Genomic DNA, 19,970 nt, shown 5'->3' with positions numbered 1-19,970 from the left:
GCCGACCAGCCTGGCCCAACTGGAGGAGACGACATGAAGAACGACCTGCCCGAACTGGCCCCGCAAGCACTGCCGTCGGTCGATGCACTGACGTCGCTGCTACGCGACCAGCGCGCGGCCTACCTGCGCGCGCCGTACCCGGCATGGGAAACGCGCGTGCAGCACTTGCGCGCGCTGCGCACGATGCTGATCGACCATGCGGACGCACTCGCCGAAGCGATCAGCGCCGATTTCGGCCATCGCGCGAAGCAGGAAGTGCTGCTGTCGGAAATCTGGATGGCGAAGGAAGAGATCGACGACGCGCTCAAGCACGGCAAGCGCTGGATGAAGCCGATCCGCAAGCCGATGAACAAGTGGCTGCGCCCGGCGCGCGCGAAGGTGATTCCGCAACCGCTCGGCGTGGTCGGCATCGTCGTGCCGTGGAACTACCCGGTGCTGCTCGCGGCCGGCCCGCTGATCTGCGCGCTCGCGGCCGGCAACCGCGCGATCATCAAGATGTCCGAACTGACGCCGCGCACGTCGGCGCTGTTCGAGCAGCTCATTGCGAAGACCTTCACGCGCGACCACGTCGCGGTCGTGAACGGCGATGCGGAAGTGGGCGCCGCGTTCAGCGGCTTGCCGTTCGATCATCTGCTGTTCACCGGCTCGACGCACGTCGGCCGCCACGTGATGCGCGCGGCCGCCGACAACCTCACGCCCGTCACGCTCGAACTCGGCGGCAAGTCGCCGGCGATCGTCGGGCCGAACGCGCGCTTCGATGCGGCCGTCGACGCGATCGTCGCGGGCAAGACGCTGAATGCGGGCCAGACCTGCATCGCGCCCGACTACGTGCTGCTGCCACGCGGGATGGAAGCCGCGTTCATCGAGCGCGCGCGGGCACGGTTCGCGAAGATGTACCCCGACCTGTCGGCGAACGGCGACTACACGACGATCGTGTCGCCGCGGCACTACGCTCGGCTGCAGCAGCTCGCAAGCGACGCGCAGGCGGGCGGCGCGCAACTGCATCCGCTATCCGACGCGCAATCCGATCCCGCATCGCGCCGCTTCGTGCCATGCGCGGTCACGCAGGTGCCGGCCGCGTCGCAACTGATGCAGGAGGAAATCTTCGGGCCGCTGCTGCCGCTCGTGCCGTACGAGCGGCTCGACGAAGCGATCGCATACGTGAATGCGCGCCCGCGTCCGCTCGCGCTCTACCTGTTCGACGAGGACGGCGGCACGATCGACCGCGTGATGCGCGAAACGATCTCGGGCGGCGTGTCGATCAACGAAACGCTGATGCACATCGCATGCGGCAGCCTGCCGTTCGGCGGGGTGGGTGCGAGCGGCATGGGCGCGTATCACGGCTACGACGGTTTCGTCACGTTCTCGAAGATGAAACCGGTGCTCACGCAGGCGCGCCTGAACGCACGCAACCTGCTCGCGCCGCCGTACGGCAAGCGCTTCGCCGCGCTGATCAAGCTGATGCTGAAGTTCTGAACGGAAAGGATCGAACGGGCCGCGCGCATCGCGCCGCGGCCCGCTTCGGCATGCCGCGCGGCGCAGGTGCCGCGCGTGCCGTCACACGGGCCACAGCGGCCCTTCCTGCATCGCGCCGATCTGCTCGCGCAACTCGAGCACGCGCGCTTCCCAGTAACGATGCGTGTTAAACCACGGGAACGCGGCGGGAAAGGCGGGATCGTCCCAGCGTCGCGCGAGCCATGCCGCGTAGTGAATCAGCCGCAGCGTGCGCAGCGCTTCGACGAGATGCAACTCGCGCGGCTCGAATTCGCAGAAATCCTCGTAGCCGGCCAGCAGGTCCGCCAGCGCGCGCGACGCGCCTTCGCGATCGCCCGGCAGCAGCAGCCACAGATCCTGGACCGCCGGCGCCATCCGGCTGTCGTCGAAGTCGACGAAGTGCGGGCCGGCATCGGTCCACAGCACGTTGCTCGGATGACAGTCGCCGTGCGTGCGCAGCAGGCGGATCTCGCCCGCGCGCTCGAACGCGGCCTCGACGCCTTCGAGGGCGAGCCTGACGACCGTCTCGTAGGCCGGTCGTACTTCATCCGGAATGAAATCGTGCGCGAGCAGGTAGTCGCGCGGCTCATAGCCGAACGTTTTGATGTCGAGCACGGGACGCGCGACATACGGCTCGGTCGCGCCTACCGCATGGATCCGGCCGATGAAGCGGCCGAGCCATTCGAGCGTGTCGCTGCGATCGAGATCGGGCGCCCGGCCGCCGCGCCGCTCGAAGATCGAGAAGCGGAAGCCGTCGAACGCGTGCAGCGTGAGGCCGTCGAATACGCGCGCAGGCACCGCCGGAATCTCGCGTGCGGCGAGCTCGGCGACGAACGCATGCTCTTCGAGAATCGCTTCGTCCGACCAGCGTGCCGGACGGTAGAACTTCGCGACGACCGGCGGGCCGTCTTCGATGCCCACCTGATACACGCGGTTTTCGTAGCTGTTGAGCGCGAGCAGGCGCCCGTCGGTGCGCAGGCCGGCCGGCATCAGCACGCTGTCGAGCGCGTCGAGCACGCACTCGGGCGTGAGTCCGGCGAACGGCGGGCTGGCGGGAGAAGCGGGAGCGGAAGTAGCGTCTGTCATGCCCCGCATTGTGCCGCCAGCCGGGCTGAAAGACGAGCGCCCGGTGCGACGTGTGCGCTTAGTGGAGCGCCGCGCCGGCCGGCAGCACGGATTCGCCGGTGTCGATCAGGTCCTCGAGAAAGAACGGCTCGGTGTTGAGTTCCTTCGACTCGCCCGGTACGCCCGCGTACCAGGTCACCATAGCCATGTCGCCCAGGACGCGCTGGACGATGCCGCGCGCGCCCTTCGGCACCGCGATATGGGTAGTGCAGACAATCGACCCGACATGCATGATGGTTCCCCACTCTTGAATCTTGAAACCCGGCTCGCTGGCGAGCCGGCAAATGCACGATCCGCGCGCTCTCGTCGGAGCGTTGCGCGTAATCCCATTGTTCACGGTTTATCGAAGCGCGAAAAGAAGAAGAAGCAGGCGAAGTGCCGCGAATTCGTCGAATGTCTCCAATCAACCACTGCACCGGACGAGCGCTTGCCGGCCCGGTTACCCCCATCATACCCTGTCGAATGTGACCGTCCGCCGAATCCGCCTTGGCACCGCGGCGCGCACGTGACGCGCGCATCGTAGGCTCGGTGCCGGGTCGCCAGGAAAATTCGCGCGACTGCAGTGGCCGAACCACACTACCCCGTCATCGCCTTCCCCCTGCCTTGAACGCGGCCCGCACAACGACGTGCGCGCACGCACCGTCCGCCTCACCGCACGCCGCCCTTCGTCATGCGACGCCACCGACAGTGGTTGCGTCCGATGCCGGCCTTGCGGTACCTTTGATGCTCATTCGCGTTCAAGCGCATTCCGACACGATGCATCCGTTCACGTCCGCCCTCGCAAAATCCCGGCCGCAGTTCGACTCGCGGCCGCAGGCGTGCGCGCATCCGTCGGTTCTTCCTCCTCCTGTCGCACCGCCGCTCGTCGGCGCCGCGCCGCCCCCTCCGGCGGCACGCGCCGGCTGACCAGCCGGCTTCCGTTTCGTCTTTCATTCGCCCGCAGGCTTGCATTCGTGCGTCGTGACGCACGGCTCGCTGCTGCGCGCGCGGATGGAACGTTCCGATCCGTTCGACAGGTGGATTCACATGGTTTCGTTCAAACGCGCGCTCACCGCGCATGGAGCGACGTCGCTCTTCGTACTGCTGTGGAGCAGCGGCGCGATCTTCGCTGAACTCGGTCTGCGTCACGCATCCGCGTTCGTCTTTCTCACCGCACGTTTCGCCCTTGCATCGCTCGTGCTGCTCGGGCTGGCCTTCGTGCGCAAACGCTGGCTGCCGCCGCGCGGCGAGCGGCGCATGGCCGCGCTGACCGGCTTGCTGATGATGGGTGGCTATTCGATCTTCTACCTGCTCGCGCTCGAACGCGGGATCGCGCCGGGCGTGCTCGCCACGATCCTCGGCGTGCAGCCGATCCTCACGCTCGCGATCGTCGAGCGGCGCTGGCAACCCGTGCGCATCGCGGGGCTCGCGCTGTCACTGGCCGGCCTCGCGCTCGTCGTGTGCCGTGGCGCGGGCGACGGCGGCCTGTCGCTCGCGGGCATCGCGTGCGCGCTCACCGCACTCGTCGCGCTGACCGCAGGCTCGTTGCTGCAAAAGCGCGTACGTGCGGCGCCCGCCGACGTGCTGCCGCTGCAGAATGCGATCGGCCTCGCGCTGTGTGTGGCGATCGTGCCGTTCCGGCCGGTGTCGTTCGACATGAGCTGGACATTCGTGATCCCGCTGCTGTGGCTCGGCATCGTGATTTCGGTGATCGCGCAACTGCTGTTCTATCGGTTGATGCAGCGCGGCGATCTCGTCAACGTGACGAGCCTGTTCTATCTCGTGCCCGTCGTCACCACGCTGATGGACGCCGTGTGGCTCGGCAACCGGCCCGAGCCGCTCGCGCTCGCCGGCATGGGCGCGATCATCGCGGGGCTCGCGCTCGTGTTCCGCGCGCCGGCCGCCCGCGTGCAACCCGAGCGCGCGTAAGTGGACGGGCCGCCGCGCCTGCGGGTGCGGCGGCCCGCATCGACACATACGACCATTCCGCGAAAATCGAAAGGAACAGGAAAGATGCGTGCAAGGCGTTCGTCTAACTTGCGGGAAAAATGCGTGATTCGCCGGGCTTTCCGCTGATTTTTAATGGTTCGGATAGCGAAAAGCGCTGCCGGTTGCCTATACTCGAATTGACCGCCCCGCTCGCAAATGGGTCGGACCCACACTAGAAACACCCGGCATGGGGCCGGAGTAGGCACTAGAGCGCCAACTCGGGCCGAGATCCCACAGGGATGGGGCCGAAGTAAGCGCTGAAGCGCTAACTCCGGCCGACACTGGAGACACGCATGACGACCTATTTCACGATCGGCGACTTCATCCTGTTGATTCCGATGGCGCTGGCCGGAGCGCTATTTCTCGGCGCGGTACCGTGCGCAACCGAATTCCGTCACAACCTGCTGCGCGTGCTCGGCGTCATCCTCGGCGTCGGCGTCGCGGTGTTGCTCGTTGAAGGGCTGCCTGCGCTGATCTAGCGCGACTGTCTGCGTATCACGCGCATCGCTGCACCGCAGCGATGCGATGTGTTGCCCGCTAGCCCGTGATACGGCACGCGATGTTGTTTCGCATGCCGTATCGACTTCCGGTCAGATCGCCTGATCGGTGGACGGCTTTTCCCACAGATTGATGCCACCTTCGGTCGCGTAACGATCGATCTCCGCGAGTTCCTCCGCCGAGAATTCGAGGTTCTTCAACGCGCCGACGTTTTCGCGTACCTGCTCCGCACGGCTCGCGCCGATCAGCGCGGACGTCACGCGGCCGTTGCGCAGCACCCATGCGAGCGCCATCTGCGCGAGGCTCTGCCCGCGCCGTTCGGCGATCGCGTTGAGCTTGCGCACATGGTCGAGGTTGTCCGCACTCAGGTGATCCTGCTTCAGCGAGCCGCCGCCCGGCTTGTTCACACGCGCGTCGGCCGGCACGCCGTTCAGGTACTTCGACGTGAGCAGCCCCTGCGCGAGCGGCGTGAACGCAATGCTGCCGGTGCCGATCTCGTCGAGCGTACCGAGCAGTTCGGTTTCGACCCAGCGATTCAGCAGGTTGTACGACGGCTGGTGGATCAGCAGCGGCACCTTGTACTGCGCGAGCAGCTCGGCCATCTCGCGCGTCTTCGCTGCCGAATACGACGAAATGCCGATATAGAGCGCCTTGCCCTGCTGCACGGCCGACGCGAGCGCGCCCGCCGTTTCCTCGAGCGGCGTGTGCGCGTCGAAGCGGTGCGAATAGAAGATGTCGACGTAGTCGAGCCCCATCCGCTGCAGGCTCTGGTCGAGGCTCGCGAGCACGTACTTGCGCGATCCGCCGCCGCTGCCGTACGGCCCCGGCCACATGTCCCAGCCGGCCTTCGTCGAGATCAGCAACTCGTCGCGGTACGGCCGGAAATCCTCCTTCAGCAGCCGGCCGAAGTTGGTTTCGGCGCTGCCGTACGGCGGCCCGTAGTTGTTCGCGAGATCGAAGTGGTTGATGCCGAGGTCGAACGCGGTGCGCAGGATGTCGCGCTGCGTCGAGATCGGCGTCGAGTCGCCGAAGTTGTGCCACAGGCCGAGCGACAGTGCGGGCAGTTTGAGCCCGGATCGGCCGCAGGTGCGGTATTGCATGTCGGCATAACGTTCGGAAGCTGCTTCGTAGGCCATGAGTCTGTTCCGTCAGGACATCGGGGAAGGGACGCGCCTGCCGCGCACACGGCGCGGCGACGGCGAAGGAGTCATACGACGACTATGGTAACGAAAGCGGCCGGCGCGCGCACGGCGGGCAAGGCGATGGACGCGGGCGCGGTCGTCCCCTACACTGCGGCGTCTCGAATCACCGTTTCAGCGAGGTAGGTATGTCCCGGGTCATCTCGGTTGCGCTGCTCGTCGGCGGCGTCGTGCTGCTGTATTTCGGCGGCCAGTCGTTCCATTCGATCAACGACAACGTGTCGCGCTTCTTCACCGGTTCGCCCGCGACGAAGACGATCCTGCTGATCGCGGGCGGTGCCGTCGCATCGTTCGTCGGCCTGATCGGCCTCGCGATGCCGGGCGGCAAGCGCTGATCGCGCAGCCGCGCGCTGCACGTACGGCCCGATCGGCACGCGCCAAACGAAACGGGCGGCCAGGCCGCCCGTTGCTTCAAACGCCCGCGATGCACCGCATCGCGTGACCGCGGCGGTATCACCGCCCATTCGATCCGAACCTAGAACTGCACTTCCGATTTTGCCGCCGAGCGGGTGCCGGGCAGCGGCCGGTTGCTCGCGCCGTGATACGTGTACACGAGCGAGAACTTCACCTGGTCCGAACGATTCTGCCCGGCCGAATGCAGCGTGTTGCTGTGGAAGAACACGACGTCGCCCGTCTGCAGCGACGGGCACGTGGCCGCATCGATCATCTTCCTGTTCGCCGGCAGGTCGCTGCGGAAGAACTTCGCATCGTCGAACGCTTCAGGCCCGAATTCTGCCGTATGCGACCCCGGCACGAGCCACAGTGCGCCGTTCTCGTTCGTTTCCGGCCCGAGCGCGAGCCACACCGACACCATGTCCGGGCGCTCGAACGACCAGTAGCGGAAATCGCGATGCCAGCCGGTCAGGCTGCCGTACGCGGGATGCTTCGTCATCATGCAGTTGTGATGCGCGCGCGACAGCACGGGTTCTTCGCCGAAATACTCGCGCATCCACGCACCGATTTCGGGTGCGATCGCGCGCTCGGCGAACGCCGGATCGCGCGAGTACGCATCGAGCAGCCGCCGCACCGTATGCCCGCCCGGCGCATGCTTGGACTCGGGCGCGCCCGGGTAGCGCAGATCCGCCTCGAACTCGATCGGCTCGGCCGCCTCCCGCAACTGGCGCTCCGCGATCTGCCTGAGCGCCGCGCACTGCTCGCCGCCGACGAGGCCACGCGCGACGACGAAGCCGCGCTCACGCAATTCCGCGACTTGCTCGCGGATCGATTCCGACTGCAATGGAGACGACATGGGATGCCAGACGTTTATTGTGTGAATGTGACGATTGTAAATCGGCGTCGGATGCCGCGAACAGCACCATTGTCGTGCGCAGGGGCATGCCAATCGCGGATTTGATCAGGCTCAAGGGAACTGTGCGGCGCGGCGCTGGCCTCACCGACAGGCGGTATGCGGCACACGCCTTTTGGCACAAGGGTTTATCGCGACTTTTGCCCGTCATGAATCCCCTGTAGCCTGTCGCGGCCTGTCAATTCTGGCGGGCGCGGCGCGCAACGAGTTTCGGTAGGATCCGTTGCGCCATCCGAGGCCGTTCATACCAGTGCGCTCTCAAGGGCGCCACCCATACAAGCGAAGCATCGTTCACATGCCATTCCGTCTGACTTCCCGTCTCAGCCGCGCTGCAAAGCGCGTTGTGCCGCCCGCTCCTGCCCGCCCGCTGCGCCATCACCGCGCACGCACGCAGGCGCTGGCCGAGCGTACGCCCGCACACAGCCGGCTGGACGGTATCCGTGCGTGGTTCCACGCATTTTTCTCGATGATGAGCGCGCAGGCGTTCTCGCGCCGTGCCGGCCTGCGCTCGCTGCTGCAGAAACCGTCATCGCTGCGCGCGCTCGCGCTGCGCCGCACGCTCGGGCCCCAGCGCCGCGTCAACCGCCCGCGCCGCCTCGCAGCCAGCGACGGCTGGTTCGGGTTCGGCGCACGCTGAGCGCACGCCGGCGGGCACCGCGCGCGACGATCGCCGTCGCGCCGTTGTCCGATTGCCCCGGTGATCGGAACCCATAAAAAAACCCCGGCTAGCCGGGGTTTTTCATTTCAGGCGAACGACGCTTACGCGACGCGTGCCGTCGGCTCGACGCCAGCCGCTTCGGCCAGTGCGAGCGCCTTGTCGGTCGCTTCCCACGAGAATTCCGGCTCTTCGCGGCCGAAGTGGCCGTAAGCAGCCGTCTTCTCGTAGATCGGGCGCAGCAGGTCGAGCATCTTGATGATGCCCTTCGGGCGCAGGTCGAAATGCTCGCGCACGAGCTTCGTGATCACCGCATCCGACACGCGGCCCGTGCCGAACGTGTTGACCATCACCGAGGTCGGCTCGGCGACGCCGATTGCGTACGACACCTGGATCAGCGCGCGCGACGCGAGGCCGGCGGCGACGATGTTCTTCGCGACGTAGCGGCCTGCATACGCAGCCGAACGGTCGACCTTCGACGGATCCTTGCCCGAGAATGCGCCGCCGCCGTGCGGTGCGGCACCGCCGTACGTGTCGACGATGATCTTGCGGCCGGTCAGGCCGCAATCGCCCTGCGGGCCGCCGATCACGAACCGGCCGGTCGGGTTCACGAGGAACTTGATGTCGCCCTTGATCAGGTCGGCCGGCAGCGTCGGCTTGATGATTTCCTCGATCACGGCTTCGCGCAGCGCGGGCAGTTCGATGTCCGGTGCGTGCTGCGTCGACAGCACGACGGTGTCGATCGAATGCGGCTTGCCGTCGACGTAGCGGACCGTCACCTGCGACTTCGCGTCCGGGCGCAGCCATTGCAGGCGGCCGTCGCGGCGCAGGCTGGCCTGGCGCTCGACGAGACGGTGCGACAGATAGATCGGCAGCGGCATCAGTTCCGGCGTTTCATCGCACGCGTAACCGAACATCAGACCCTGGTCGCCCGCACCTTGATCGAGGTTGTCGTCGTGTGCACGATCGACGCCCTGGGCGATGTCCGGCGACTGCTTGTCGTACGCGACGAGCACCGCGCAACCCTTGTAGTCGATGCCGTATTCGGTGTTGTCGTAGCCGATGCGCTTGATCGTGTCGCGCGCGATCTGGATGTAGTCGATGTTGGCCGTCGTGGTGATTTCACCGGCCAGGACGACGAGACCCGTGTTGCACAGCGTTTCCGCCGCAACGCGCGAATATTTGTCCTGCTCGAGGATGGCGTCGAGGATCGCGTCCGAGATTTGGTCCGCGACTTTGTCCGGATGGCCTTCGGAGACGGATTCGGACGTGAAGAGATAATCGTTTGCCACTTTTTCAGGCTCCTGTGTGGTTACGGTTGGTTTCACGTAGCCAGCTTCGTTTGGGCCTGAAGCGGCGACGCTTTAGCGGATTACCAGGACCGGGCAGCGCGTATGACGCCAACCGGCTTCGCCCCGCAAGTTGTCAGTTAACTCGGCGAAGCCCGTATTATAGCGGCTTTCCTGAATTGTCACAGAGCGCCGCCCGTGCTGCATCTTCCGCTGTCTTACCACCCTGTTCGCAACGCGCCGGCCAGCCGGTCCCACGGAGGTTTCGCATGCTAGGTCGTCTAGGCACGCACCTCGCCATTGGCTTGCTGAAACTGCTCGCCCTGTTGCCGTACGGCCTGACCGCACGGTTCGGCGATGGTCTCGGCTGGCTGCTCTACAAGATCCCCAGCCGGCGAAAGCGCATCGTACACACCAATCTGAAACTCTGCTTCCCGGACTGGAGCGACGCGCGGCGCGAGGAAGTGGCTGGCCAGCATTTCCGCCATGCGATCCGCAGCTACGTCGAGCGCAGCTACCAGTGGTTCGCGTCGGAAGCGACCTATCGCAAGCTGTTCACGGTAGAGAGCGAGGTCGACCTCACCGATCCGGACATGCCGCCGACCCTCTTGCTCGGGTTCCATTTCGTCGGCATCGAGGCCGGCTCGATGGCGATCAATCTCGCACTCGGCCGGACGTGCGGCTCGCTCTATACGCCGATGAAGAGCCCGGAAATAGAAGCTGCGGCCAAAGCAGGCCGCAGCCGCTTCGGTGCGGAACTCGCAAGCCGGGCCGACAGCGCGCGTACCGTGCTGCGCTGGCTGCGCGACCGCAAGCCGGTGATGCTCGGCGCCGACATGGACTATGGGCTGCGCAACTCGACGTTCGTGCCCTTCTTCGGCATACCCGCCTGCACGCTGACGGCCGTGGGCCGGTTCGCCAAGACCGGCCACGCGCAGGTTCTGCCCTTTATCGGCGAAGTGCTGCCGAACTACAAGGGCTACCGGCTGAAGGTCTTCAAGCCGTGGGCCAACTACCCGACCGGCGACGACGATCTCGACGCGCGGCGGATGAACGAATTCCTCGAGGAACAGATCCCGCTGATGCCCGAGCAGTACTACTGGGTCCACAAGCGCTTCAAGACGCGCCCGCCCGGCGAGCCGAGCCTGTACTGACCCTGCCGGAAGACGTTCGCAGGCGTGCAGTCATACGCGCGCCTGCGCTCGTGCCACCTTCGGCGCGCCCTTCGCGCGCGCCCGCCACAGATCGTGGGCCGACTGCTGCGCGAGCCACAGATCGGCCCTCCCCCCATTTTCCTCGCCGAGCCACGCTTCGAGGCGCAGCGCCATTTCCGGCGAGATGCCGGCGTGGCCATGCAGGATCCGCGACAATGCGGCACGCGTCACGCCCAGCTGCGACGCGGCTTCGGTGACGGTCAGGCCAAGCGCCGGCAGCACGTCGTCACGCAGCGTTTCGCCCGGATGGGGCGGATTGAAGATGCGGGTCATGGCTTGAATCACCTCAGTGGTAGTCCTGGTAATCGACCAGAGCGACATCGGGGCCCTCGAATCGGAATGTCAGCCGCCAGTTGCCGTTGACGCCGACTGCGTAATATCCGTCCAGCCCGCCGACGAGGCCGTGAAAGCGCCAGCCGGGCACATTCATGTCGTGCGGCGTGCCAGCGACATCGAGACGCGCCAGCATGCGCCGCAGCCTGGGCGCGTGATCGGGACGAATGCCCGCCTTGTTCCCGGTGACGAAAAACGCTTCCAGCCCCTTGTGTACCCATGACTTGATCATGGACCTCCCACACTCGAGCGCGATATCGAAAGCATGGCCCGAATGTGTATAGCCAGACTATACGAATCACTTGATTTCCCTGTCAATTTGACCGGTACGAAAACGCGCGTGCGGGTCGTCCCGTACGTTCGCCGCGCATCGGGTACGCATCGCCCGCCCCGCCTCCGCTGCGACTGCGCCCGCGACACCATGGCAATTTGTCTGCTCGCCACCTCATCGAACAGTCGACCAATCGACAGATGCCGCCCGCCCGGCCCGCCGGGACGACGCGAAGCCCCGCCTCCGCGCAGGACGCCCCTGTCGGCTGCATGTATCATTTGCGGTTGAGATCAGCACGACGAACGACGCCTCCCTGCATGGCGACCGACCGTTCGCACCGTGCCGACCGCCTTGTTCGTCATGGAAATCCGGACCCAGTGAAACTCTCGTTCACCAAGATGCACGGCGCGGGCAACGACTTCGTCGTGCTCGACGGCTATTCGCGCGCGTTGCCGCCGCTCACCGAAGCGCAGGTGCGTGCGCTCGCCAACCGCCACTTCGGCATCGGCGCCGATCAGCTGCTGCTCGTCGAAAAACCGACCGTCGACGGCGCCGATTTCAAGTACCGGATCTTCAATTGCGACGGCGGCGAGGTCGAACACTGCGGCAACGGCGCGCGCTGCTTCGTGAAGTTCGTCAGCGACCGCGGCCTGACCGACAAGCGCAGCGTGCGCGTGCAGGTGATGAAGGGCCTGATCACGCTGACGATGCAGGACAACGGCGAAGTCGTCGTCGACATGGGTGCGCCCGTGTTCGCGCCGGCGCTGGTGCCGTTCGATGCAGCGGGCCTCGACGGCCGCGCCCAGGGCCGCGACACGCTGTGGCCGCTCGACGTCGGCGGTGCGACGCGCTGGATCTCGACGGTGTCGATGGGCAACCCGCACGCGGTGCAGATCGTCGACGACGCCGAAGCGTATCCGGTGCTCGAAGAAGGCCCGCTGATCGAGCACCACGCACGCTTCCCGGAGCGCGTGAACGCCGGCTTCATGCAGATCGTGTCGCGCAGCGAAGTGCAGCTGCGCGTGTACGAACGCGCGGCGGGCGAAACGCTCGCGTGCGGCACCGGCGCGTGCGCGGCGGTCGCGGCCGGCATCCGGCGCGGCCTGCTCGATTCGCCCGTGACCGTGCACACGCACGGCGGCACGCTGACGATCAGCTGGGACGGCGCGCGCGACGAAGCGGCCGCACTGATGATGGCCGGGCCCGCCGCGACCGTGTTCGAAGGCGAGATCGAGCTGCACGCCTGACCCTGCAACGTCCTTGATAACTGAACGCTCCAGCCACATGAACGATCGCGAAGTCGCCGACTACCTGCTCGCCAATCCCGAATTCTTCGCGCAGCACGCCGAACTGCTCGCGACGATCCGTCTCGCGAACCCGCACGGCAAGGCCGCGATCTCGCTGCAGGAGCGGCAGATGGAAATGCTGCGCGACAAGAACAAGCATCTCGAGCGCCGGCTCGCCGAACTCGTGCGCTACGGCCACGAGAACGACAGCCTGTCTGCGAAGTTCAGCCGCTGGACCGCGCGCGTGATCGCGGAACGCGATCCGTACGCCCTGCCGCGCACGATCGCCGACGGCATCGCCGACGTATTCGACGTGCCGCAGACGGCACTGCGCGTGTGGGACGTCGCCGACACCTACTCGCAGGCCGACTTCGCCCGCCAGGTCGGCGAGGAAGTACGCCTGTTCACGAACGGCCTGTCGACGCCGTACTGCGGTGCGAACACGGGCTTCGAGGCCGCGCAGTGGCTCGCACCCGCGGTCGCCGCACCGGCCGCGAATGCGGCGGAAGGCGCGGAAGCCGCGCCGCCGGCCGGCGACGGCTCGGCCGCATCGGTCGCGCTGCTCGCGCTGCGCGCGCCGCTCGCCGGCACCGATGCGCCCGCGTTCGGCCTGCTCGTGCTGGGTTCGCCCGACCCGCGCCGCTTCCACGACGGGATGGCCACCGACTTCCTCGCGCAGATCGCGACGCTCGCGAGCGCGGCGCTCACGCGCCTGCTGCCGCACTGACCCGTCCGCACGCGATGACAGACGATCCGGTCGCCGCCTACCTGTCGAACCTGAAGCACGTCAGGCAGCTGTCGGAACACACGCTGCGCGGATACACGCACGAACTCGACGAACTGAAGAAGCTCGCGAACGGCCGGCCGCTCGAAGCGCTGACGGCTGCCGACATGCGCGGCGCGGTCGCGCGCGCGCATTCGGGCGGGCTGTCCGCCCGGTCGATCTCGCACCGGCTGTCCGCGTGGCGCGCGTTCTACCGCTGGCTCGCGCAGCGCATCGAGATGCCCGCGAACCCGGTCGCCGCGGTGCGCGCGCCGAAACGCCCGAAGACCTTGCCGAAGGCGCTGTCGGTCGACGATGCATCGGCACTGATGGACGCACCGCTCGCCGGCACGACCGAAGGCATCCGCGATCACGCGATCCTCGAGCTGTTCTATTCGTCGGGGCTGCGCCTCGCCGAGCTGATCGGGCTCGACGTCATGTACACGCAGGCCGACGGCTACCGGTCGGCCGGCTGGCTCGATCTCGCCGAAGCCGAAGTCACCGTGCGCGGCAAGGGCAACAAGGAGCGCAAGGTGCCGGTCGGCCGCAAGGCCATCGATGCGCTGAACGCATGGCTCGCGGTGCGCGGCGAATTCGTGAAGCACGATCCGCATCCGCTGTTCGTGTCGGTGCGCGGCAACCGGATGTCGCCGGGCGTCGTGCGCGACCGCGTGAAGCGCGCGGCGCTTGCCGCGGGCATCCCCGCCAACGTCCATCCGCACGTGCTGCGCCACTCGTTCGCGACGCACGTGCTGCAGTCGAGCGGCGACCTGCGCGCGGTGCAGGAACTGCTCGGCCACGCGAGCGTGTCCGCCACGCAGGTCTATACGTCGCTCGACTTCCAGCACCTCGCGAAGATTTACGACAGCGCGCATCCGCGCGCGAAGAAGCGCGACTGACGCGCTTCCCGTGTTACCCGCCGCGCCCGGCGACCGATCACGGTCGGCTTCCGTCGCGGCCCATTTCGATCTCATCATGCAAACCGTCACCCTCAAGCCGTCCAAGGAAAAATCGCTGCTGCGCCGCCATCCGTGGGTCTACGCCAATGCGATCGACCGCGTCGACGGCAAGCCCGCGCCCGGCGCGACCGTGCTCGTGCGCGCGCACGACGGCCGCTTCCTCGCGCGCGGCGCGTACAGCCCGCAGTCGCAGATCCGCGTGCGCGTGTGGAGCTTCGACGAGAACGAGCCGATCGACCACGCGTTTTTCAAGCGCCGCGTGCAGCGCGCGGTCGCGCACCGCACGACGATGGTGTCGGGCACGGGCGCGGTGCGGCTCGTGTTCGGCGAAGCCGACGGGCTGCCGGGCCTGATCGTCGACTACTACGTCGCGGACACCGCCGAAGCCGGCGCCGCGCCGCGCGGCCAGCTCGTCTGCCAGTTCATGGCTGCGGGCGTCGAAGCGTGGAAGGACGCGATCGTCGCGGCGCTCACCGGCGCGACCGGCTGCCCGAACGTCTACGAGCGCTCGGACGTGTCGATCCGCGACAAGGAAGGGCTCGAACAGACGACCGGCGTGCTGGCCGGCGATGCGCCGCCCGCGACGCTGATCTCGAACGAAAACGGCGTGCGCTATCACGTCGACGTGCCGAACGGCCACAAGACGGGCTTCTACGTCGACCAGCGCGACAACCGCGCGCTGGTTGCGCAGTACGCGGCCGACCGCGACGTGCTGAACTGCTTCTGCTACACCGGCGGCTTCTCGCTCGCGGCGCTCAAGGGCGGCGCGAAGCGTGTGGTGTCGATCGACTCGTCGGGCGATGCACTCGCGCTCGCGCAGCAGAACGTCGTCGCCAACGGCTTCGACGCCGAACGCGCGACCTGGCTCGACGCCGACGCATTCAAGACGCTGCGCCGCCTCGTCGACGAAGGCGAGCGTTTCGACCTGATCGTGCTCGATCCGCCGAAGTTCGCGCCGACCCGCGACAGCGTCGATCGCGCGGCGCGCGCGTACAAGGACATCAACCTGAGCGGCTTCAAGCTGCTGCGCCCGGGCGGCCTGCTGTTCACGTACTCGTGCTCGGGCGCGATCGACATGGACCTGTTCCAGAAGATCGTCGCGGGCGCGGCAGCGGACGCGAAGGTCGACGCGCGCATCCTGAAGCGCCTCGGCGCGGGCGTCGATCACCCGCTGCTCGCGGCATTCCCGGAAGGCGAATATCTGAAGGGCCTGCTGTTGCAAATCGTCTGATCGCCCCGATCTACGCGCGTAACCGTCCGCCGGCCGCGGCCTGGCGCCCGGCGGATTCGCGCTCTCCCCTGTCGTCCGGACGACGGGCGGGGGCTTGACAGGTATGTTTCAATGGATGGTTGTGCGCCCCAGCTGGCAACGCCCGGGCGCGACGCACATCCTGGTTTTGACCCCGATTCACGAACCACAGGCGATTGACATGGCCACTCCCGTCACCATCCTCACCGGCTTCCTCGGCAGCGGCAAGACGACGCTGCTCAAGCGCATCCTGAACGAACAGCACGGCATGAAGATCGCCGTGATCGAGAACGAGTTCGGCGAAGAGAACATCGATAACGAAATCCTCGTACAGGATTCGAACGAGCAGATCATCCAGATGAGCAACGGCTGCATCTGCTGCACGATCCGCGGCGATCTGGCACGCGCGCTCGGCGATCTCGCCGCGAAGAAGCGCGAAGGCAAGCTCGACTTCGACCGCATCGTGATCGAAACCACCGGCCTCGCAAACCCGGGCCCCGTCGCGCAAACCTTCTTCATCGACAGCGAAATCGCCGACGACTTCCTGCTCGACGCGGTCATCACGCTGGTCGACGCGAAGCACGCGAACGCGCAGCTCGACGAGCACGAAGTCGTGCAGCGCCAGGTCGGCTTCGCCGATCGGCTGTTCATCACGAAGTCGGATCTGGTCGACGACCAGACGGTGGCCGGCCTGAAGCACCGCCTGATGCACATGAACCCGAAGGCCGCGATCAAGGTCGTGAACTTCGGTGAAGCCGACATCAAGGAAATCTTCGACCTGCGCGGCTTCAACCTGAACGCGAAGCTCGAGATCGACCCCGACTTCCTCGCCGAAGACGATCACGCGCACCACCACCACGATCACGACCATGGCCATGATCACGCCCATTGCGACCACGATCACGGTCAATGCGCGCACGATCACGACCACGGCCACCACCATCACCACGCGCACCACGACGACAAGATCAAGTCGTTCGTGTATCGCAACGACCGCCCGTTCGACCCGAACAAGCTGGAAGACTTCCTCGGCGGCATCCTGCAGATCTACGGCGAGCGGATGCTGCGCTACAAGGGCGTGCTGTACATGAAGGGCGTCGACCGCAAGGTCGTGTTCCAGGGCGTGCACCAGATGATGGGCAGCGACCTCGCCGCGAAGTGGCTGCCGGTCGAGAAGAAGACGAACAAGATGGTGTTCATCGGCGTCGATCTGCCGCAGGACCTGATCACCGACGGCCTCGACGCCTGCCTCGCCTGACGCGCGCGGGCAACCGCCGCACACGCCGCCGCGCGGCCGCCTCGCAGGCGGCTGCGGCGGCCGCGGAGCCGCCTTTTCGGGCAGGGTTTCGCCGTCATCGCTTTTTCGCGATTTGCGCGTTATATTTTCTAGATATTGGCGCAGCCGACGGGGATCGACCCGATACGGCGCCCGCTTGCGATTCAGTTACAATACGTGCCCGCTGGAGTACGGCAACAAACAGGCCCGGTTCTTGCTGAACCAGTTTTCCGGGCATCGCAACCGCGCCGGATCGCCAATCCGCCTCCCGGCCGCGGCCGATGCGATGTGCCGCGCAGCACACCGGTTCGCAGCGCGCGCAACTCCGCGCCAGGCCTATCCTGGTATTTGAGAACCGGTTTTCCAGAGGCTTTCGGCCCCGCGGCGGCAAATCGCAAATGATTGCAAGCGCGGTTGCGGGTAATCCCAAAGTGCAGGCAATATCTCTTGATTTGCCGCACATTGAAGAAGCAAGCAGATGACGAAGAAACTCTTGACCGAAGCCGAAATCCTGAAGATGAGCGACAAGGATTACATGAATGAGGATCAGCTCGCCTTCTTCAAAAATCGGCTCGAACAGTTGCAGGCGGACATCCTCAAGAATGCAGGCCAGACGACCGAGAACCTGCGCGAGACGGTGATCGTGCCCGATCCCGCCGATCGCGCGACGATCGAGGAAGAGCACGCGCTCGAGCTGCGCACGCGCGATCGCGAACGCAAGCTCCTCAAGAAGGTTCAGCAGTCGCTCGCCCGCATCGATTCCGGCGATTACGGCTGGTGCGAGGAAACCGGCGAGCCGATCGGCATTCCGCGCCTGCTCGCCCGCCCGACCGCCACGCTGTCGCTCGAAGCGCAGGAGCGCCGCGAGTTGCGCCAGAAGCTGTTCGGCGACTGATCGAGCGGCGTTCCGCTCAGACACGCTGCTTCCCGAAAGCGCGCGGCCTGCCGCGCGCTTTTTGTTTTTCCGGCACCGGTTCCCGGTTCGCCGATTTGCCTCCCGCCTCTTGATATCCCCGCGCCCGCCCTAAAATGAAACGGACGCGCGCCGGGCCGCTTCCCGGCGCACTGCGAGTTACGCGGCGGCGCCTCGCGCCGCCCGACTCTTCCCCGTTTTTCTCAAGGAACGCAGATGGAGCAATTTCACGGCACGACCATCGTTTCGGTCCGGCGCGGCGACAAGGTCGCGCTCGGCGGCGACGGCCAGGTAACCCTCGGCAACATCGTCATGAAGGGTGGCGCGCGGAAAGTGCGGCGGATCTACAACAACCAGGTGCTGGTCGGATTCGCGGGCGGCACCGCCGATGCGTTCTCGCTGCTCGACCGCTTCGAGGCGAAGCTCGAGAAGCACCAGGGCAACCTGACCCGCGCGGCCGTCGAGCTCGCGAAGGACTGGCGCACCGACCGGATGCTGCGCCGCCTCGAGGCGATGCTGATCACGGCCGATGCGACCACCACGCTCGTGATTACCGGCAACGGCGACGTGCTCGACCCCGAAGAGGGCATCTGCGCGATCGGCTCGGGCGGTGCATATGCGCAGGCCGCGGCCCGCGCGCTCGCGGAGAACACCGAGCTGTCGCCGCGCGAGATCGTCGAGAAGTCGCTCGAGATCGCCGGTGACATGTGCATCTATACGAACCACAACCGCATCATCGAAACGATCGAGTAAGGACCGCACCATGAGCACCATGACCCCTGCCGAGATCGTCTCGGAACTCGACAAGCACATCATCGGCCAGAACAAGGCGAAAAAGGCCGTCGCGGTCGCGCTGCGCAACCGCTGGCGCCGCCAGCAGGTCGCCGATCCGCTGCGCACGGAAATCACGCCGAAGAACATCCTGATGATCGGGCCGACGGGCGTCGGCAAGACCGAAATCGCGCGCCGCCTCGCGAAGCTCGCCGATGCGCCGTTCATCAAGATCGAAGCGACCAAGTTCACCGAAGTCGGCTACGTCGGCCGTGACGTCGACAGCATCGTGCGCGACCTCATGGAGACCTCGGTCAAGCAGACACGCGAAACCGAGATGCGCAAGGTGCGCAGCAAGGCGACCGACCAGGCGGAAGACCGCATCCTCGACATCCTGCTGCCGCAACCGCGCGCGGTGGGCTTCGGCGGCAACGCAGAACACGCGAACGACGACAACAACGCGACGCGCCAGACGTTCCGCAAGCGCCTGCGCGAAGGCCAGCTCGACGACAAGGAAGTCGAGCTCGACCTCGAGCAGCCGTCGGCCGGCATGGACATCATGGCGCCGCCGGGGATGGAAGAGATGACCGAGCAGATCCGCTCGATGTTCTCGAACCTCGGCAGCGGCAAGAAACAGCGCCGCAAGGTGAAGATCAAGGAAGCGCTGAAGCTGCTGACCGACGAGGAAGCGGCGAAGATGCTGAACGACGAGGAAGTGAAGACGAAGGCCGTGCAGAACGTCGAGCAGAACGGCATCGTGTTCCTCGACGAGATCGACAAGATCACGTCGCGCAACAACGAAGGCAGCGGCGGCGAAGTGTCGCGCCAGGGCGTGCAGCGCGACCTGCTGCCGCTCGTCGAAGGCACGACGATCAACACGAAGTACGGGATGGTGAAGACCGATCACATCCTGTTCATCGCGAGCGGCGCGTTCCACCTCGCGAAGCCGAGCGACCTGATTCCGGAACTGCAGGGGCGCTTCCCGATCCGCGTCGAGCTCGACTCGCTGTCGGTGGAAGACTTCGAGGCGATCCTCGACGCGACCGACGCGAGCCTCGTCAAGCAATACCAGGCGCTGCTCGCGACCGAAGACGTGCAGCTCGAATTCGCCCAGGACGGCATCCGCCGTCTTGCGGAGATCGCCTATGCGGTCAACGAGAAGACCGAGAACATCGGTGCGCGCCGGCTGTACACGGTGATCGAGAAACTGCTCGAGGAAGTGTCGTTCTCGGCCGGCAACCATGCGGGCGAGCGTGTGACGATCGACGCGAAGTATGTCGATCGCGCGCTCGGCGAAGTGTCGCAGGACGAAGACCTGTCGCGCTACGTGCTGTAACGCGCGCAGCGTCCGACGAAAAACGGGCGGCCCCTTCCGGGGTCGCCCGTTTTTTCATGGCCACA

21 protein-coding genes are annotated in these 19,970 nt (G+C 66.2%); 14 read left to right on the top strand and 7 right to left on the bottom strand.

The window, feature by feature from the left end:
• The first annotated feature begins 33 nt into the window (after positions 1–33).
• Complete coding sequence (locus HAV18_RS27510; RefSeq protein WP_166962479.1) at positions 34–1,476, top strand: coniferyl aldehyde dehydrogenase; 1,443 nt, start codon at positions 34–36, stop codon at positions 1,474–1,476.
• Positions 1,477–1,557: 81 nt separating this feature from the next.
• Here the strand turns inward: HAV18_RS27510 and HAV18_RS27505 are convergent, their stop codons facing one another.
• Both HAV18_RS27505 and HAV18_RS27500 read right to left on the bottom strand, forming a co-directional pair.
• Positions 1,558–2,580 (bottom strand): serine/threonine protein kinase, encoded by a 1,023-nt coding sequence (locus HAV18_RS27505; protein ID WP_208102154.1) that lies wholly within the window; start codon positions 2,578–2,580, stop codon positions 1,558–1,560.
• A 58-nt stretch (positions 2,581–2,638) separates the two neighbouring features.
• On the bottom strand, positions 2,639–2,851 hold the full coding sequence (locus HAV18_RS27500; protein WP_011353523.1) for a hypothetical protein: 213 nt from the start codon (positions 2,849–2,851) through the stop codon (positions 2,639–2,641).
• A 794-nt stretch (positions 2,852–3,645) separates the two neighbouring features.
• Here HAV18_RS27500 and HAV18_RS27495 point away from each other — a divergent pair.
• Both HAV18_RS27495 and HAV18_RS27490 read left to right on the top strand, forming a co-directional pair.
• Positions 3,646–4,527, top strand: a complete 882-nt coding sequence (locus tag HAV18_RS27495; protein ID WP_166962474.1) for a DMT family transporter — start codon at positions 3,646–3,648, stop codon at positions 4,525–4,527.
• 353 nt (positions 4,528–4,880) lie between these two features.
• The gene (locus tag HAV18_RS27490) at positions 4,881–5,066 is read left to right on the top strand and encodes a hypothetical protein (protein ID WP_011353526.1); all 186 of its coding nucleotides are present in this window, start codon (positions 4,881–4,883) and stop codon (positions 5,064–5,066) included.
• Positions 5,067–5,177: 111 nt separating this feature from the next.
• On the opposite strand, the gene mgrA is transcribed toward HAV18_RS27490, so the two are convergent.
• A complete protein-coding gene (gene mgrA / locus HAV18_RS27485) occupies positions 5,178–6,221 on the bottom strand; it encodes an L-glyceraldehyde 3-phosphate reductase (RefSeq protein ID WP_166962472.1) in 1,044 nt (347 codons plus the stop codon).
• Between the two features lie 191 nt (positions 6,222–6,412).
• Between mgrA and HAV18_RS27480 the strand changes: the two genes are divergently transcribed.
• Complete coding sequence (locus tag HAV18_RS27480; protein WP_006482797.1) at positions 6,413–6,619, top strand: DUF3185 family protein; 207 nt, start codon at positions 6,413–6,415, stop codon at positions 6,617–6,619.
• Positions 6,620–6,759: 140 nt separating this feature from the next.
• On the opposite strand, the gene HAV18_RS27475 is transcribed toward HAV18_RS27480, so the two are convergent.
• The gene (locus HAV18_RS27475) at positions 6,760–7,533 is read right to left on the bottom strand and encodes a phytanoyl-CoA dioxygenase family protein (protein ID WP_166962470.1); all 774 of its coding nucleotides are present in this window, start codon (positions 7,531–7,533) and stop codon (positions 6,760–6,762) included.
• A gap of 352 nt (positions 7,534–7,885) precedes the next feature.
• On the opposite strand from HAV18_RS27475, the gene HAV18_RS27470 reads away from it, so the two are divergent.
• On the top strand, positions 7,886–8,227 hold the full coding sequence (locus HAV18_RS27470; protein ID WP_166962467.1) for a hypothetical protein: 342 nt from the start codon (positions 7,886–7,888) through the stop codon (positions 8,225–8,227).
• A gap of 122 nt (positions 8,228–8,349) precedes the next feature.
• On the opposite strand, the gene metK is transcribed toward HAV18_RS27470, so the two are convergent.
• A complete protein-coding gene (gene metK, locus HAV18_RS27465) occupies positions 8,350–9,537 on the bottom strand; it encodes a methionine adenosyltransferase (protein ID WP_166962464.1) in 1,188 nt (395 codons plus the stop codon).
• Positions 9,538–9,803: 266 nt separating this feature from the next.
• Between metK and HAV18_RS27460 the strand changes: the two genes are divergently transcribed.
• Entirely contained in the window at positions 9,804–10,688 is an 885-nt protein-coding gene (locus tag HAV18_RS27460) for a lipid A biosynthesis lauroyl acyltransferase (RefSeq protein WP_166962462.1), read from the top strand.
• Between the two features lie 30 nt (positions 10,689–10,718).
• Here the strand turns inward: HAV18_RS27460 and HAV18_RS27455 are convergent, their stop codons facing one another.
• Positions 10,719–11,021 carry a HigA family addiction module antitoxin gene (locus tag HAV18_RS27455; RefSeq protein WP_166962459.1) on the bottom strand — a complete coding sequence of 101 codons (303 nt, stop codon included), beginning with the start codon at positions 11,019–11,021 and terminating at the stop codon, positions 10,719–10,721.
• Positions 11,022–11,034: 13 nt separating this feature from the next.
• The gene (locus HAV18_RS27450) at positions 11,035–11,313 is read right to left on the bottom strand and encodes a type II toxin-antitoxin system RelE/ParE family toxin (protein WP_166962457.1); all 279 of its coding nucleotides are present in this window, start codon (positions 11,311–11,313) and stop codon (positions 11,035–11,037) included.
• Positions 11,314–11,729: 416 nt separating this feature from the next.
• Here HAV18_RS27450 and dapF point away from each other — a divergent pair, with 416 nt between their 5' ends.
• From dapF to hslU, 8 genes are all read left to right on the top strand, one after another.
• The gene (gene dapF / locus HAV18_RS27445; RefSeq protein ID WP_166962455.1) at positions 11,730–12,599 is read left to right on the top strand and encodes a diaminopimelate epimerase; all 870 of its coding nucleotides are present in this window, start codon (positions 11,730–11,732) and stop codon (positions 12,597–12,599) included.
• Positions 12,600–12,636: 37 nt separating this feature from the next.
• A complete protein-coding gene (locus tag HAV18_RS27440) occupies positions 12,637–13,365 on the top strand; it encodes a DUF484 family protein (RefSeq protein WP_048025614.1) in 729 nt (242 codons plus the stop codon).
• 14 nt (positions 13,366–13,379) lie between these two features.
• On the top strand, positions 13,380–14,300 hold the full coding sequence (xerC, locus tag HAV18_RS27435; RefSeq protein ID WP_166962452.1) for a tyrosine recombinase XerC: 921 nt from the start codon (positions 13,380–13,382) through the stop codon (positions 14,298–14,300).
• 76 nt (positions 14,301–14,376) lie between these two features.
• Positions 14,377–15,591 (top strand): class I SAM-dependent rRNA methyltransferase, encoded by a 1,215-nt coding sequence (locus tag HAV18_RS27430; protein WP_059236576.1) that lies wholly within the window; start codon positions 14,377–14,379, stop codon positions 15,589–15,591.
• A gap of 103 nt (positions 15,592–15,694) precedes the next feature.
• A complete protein-coding gene (locus HAV18_RS27425) occupies positions 15,695–16,867 on the top strand; it encodes a GTP-binding protein (protein ID WP_208102152.1) in 1,173 nt (390 codons plus the stop codon).
• A gap of 496 nt (positions 16,868–17,363) precedes the next feature.
• Complete coding sequence (gene dksA / locus HAV18_RS27420; RefSeq protein WP_006477498.1) at positions 17,364–17,780, top strand: RNA polymerase-binding protein DksA; 417 nt, start codon at positions 17,364–17,366, stop codon at positions 17,778–17,780.
• Positions 17,781–18,014: 234 nt separating this feature from the next.
• A complete protein-coding gene (hslV, locus tag HAV18_RS27415) occupies positions 18,015–18,551 on the top strand; it encodes an ATP-dependent protease subunit HslV (RefSeq protein ID WP_011353540.1) in 537 nt (178 codons plus the stop codon).
• 10 nt (positions 18,552–18,561) lie between these two features.
• Entirely contained in the window at positions 18,562–19,905 is a 1,344-nt protein-coding gene (gene hslU / locus HAV18_RS27410; RefSeq protein ID WP_166962448.1) for an ATP-dependent protease ATPase subunit HslU, read from the top strand.
• The last annotated feature ends 65 nt before the right edge of the window (positions 19,906–19,970 follow it).

Origin of the sequence: Burkholderia sp. D-99 (assembly GCF_011605345.1) — a bacterium.
In the GTDB taxonomy this organism is placed as follows: domain Bacteria; phylum Pseudomonadota; class Gammaproteobacteria; order Burkholderiales; family Burkholderiaceae; genus Burkholderia.
This window is presented reverse-complemented; position numbering and strand designations above follow the sequence as displayed.

Excerpts from the sequence above, each read along its gene's own strand:
- HAV18_RS27450 (WP_166962457.1), bottom strand. The coding sequence starts at position 11,313 with ATGATCAAGTCATGGGTACACAAGGGGCTGGAAGCGTTTTTCGTCACC.
- HAV18_RS27430 (WP_059236576.1), top strand. The coding sequence starts at position 14,377 with ATGCAAACCGTCACCCTCAAGCCGTCCAAGGAAAAATCGCTGCTGCGC.
- xerC (WP_166962452.1), top strand. The coding sequence starts at position 13,380 with ATGACAGACGATCCGGTCGCCGCCTACCTGTCGAACCTGAAGCACGTC.
- mgrA (WP_166962472.1), bottom strand. The coding sequence starts at position 6,221 with ATGGCCTACGAAGCAGCTTCCGAACGTTATGCCGACATGCAATACCGC.
- HAV18_RS27455 (WP_166962459.1), bottom strand. The coding sequence starts at position 11,021 with ATGACCCGCATCTTCAATCCGCCCCATCCGGGCGAAACGCTGCGTGAC.
- HAV18_RS27510 (WP_166962479.1), top strand. The coding sequence starts at position 34 with ATGAAGAACGACCTGCCCGAACTGGCCCCGCAAGCACTGCCGTCGGTC.
- HAV18_RS27460 (WP_166962462.1), top strand. The coding sequence starts at position 9,804 with ATGCTAGGTCGTCTAGGCACGCACCTCGCCATTGGCTTGCTGAAACTG.
- HAV18_RS27470 (WP_166962467.1), top strand. The coding sequence starts at position 7,886 with ATGCCATTCCGTCTGACTTCCCGTCTCAGCCGCGCTGCAAAGCGCGTT.
- HAV18_RS27440 (WP_048025614.1), top strand. The coding sequence starts at position 12,637 with ATGAACGATCGCGAAGTCGCCGACTACCTGCTCGCCAATCCCGAATTC.
- HAV18_RS27490 (WP_011353526.1), top strand. The coding sequence starts at position 4,881 with ATGACGACCTATTTCACGATCGGCGACTTCATCCTGTTGATTCCGATG.
- HAV18_RS27475 (WP_166962470.1), bottom strand. The coding sequence starts at position 7,533 with ATGTCGTCTCCATTGCAGTCGGAATCGATCCGCGAGCAAGTCGCGGAA.
- HAV18_RS27480 (WP_006482797.1), top strand. The coding sequence starts at position 6,413 with ATGTCCCGGGTCATCTCGGTTGCGCTGCTCGTCGGCGGCGTCGTGCTG.
- hslU (WP_166962448.1), top strand. The coding sequence starts at position 18,562 with ATGAGCACCATGACCCCTGCCGAGATCGTCTCGGAACTCGACAAGCAC.
- HAV18_RS27500 (WP_011353523.1), bottom strand. The coding sequence starts at position 2,851 with ATGCATGTCGGGTCGATTGTCTGCACTACCCATATCGCGGTGCCGAAG.
- dksA (WP_006477498.1), top strand. The coding sequence starts at position 17,364 with ATGACGAAGAAACTCTTGACCGAAGCCGAAATCCTGAAGATGAGCGAC.
- HAV18_RS27425 (WP_208102152.1), top strand. The coding sequence starts at position 15,695 with ATGTTTCAATGGATGGTTGTGCGCCCCAGCTGGCAACGCCCGGGCGCG.
- HAV18_RS27495 (WP_166962474.1), top strand. The coding sequence starts at position 3,646 with ATGGTTTCGTTCAAACGCGCGCTCACCGCGCATGGAGCGACGTCGCTC.
- hslV (WP_011353540.1), top strand. The coding sequence starts at position 18,015 with ATGGAGCAATTTCACGGCACGACCATCGTTTCGGTCCGGCGCGGCGAC.
- HAV18_RS27505 (WP_208102154.1), bottom strand. The coding sequence starts at position 2,580 with ATGACAGACGCTACTTCCGCTCCCGCTTCTCCCGCCAGCCCGCCGTTC.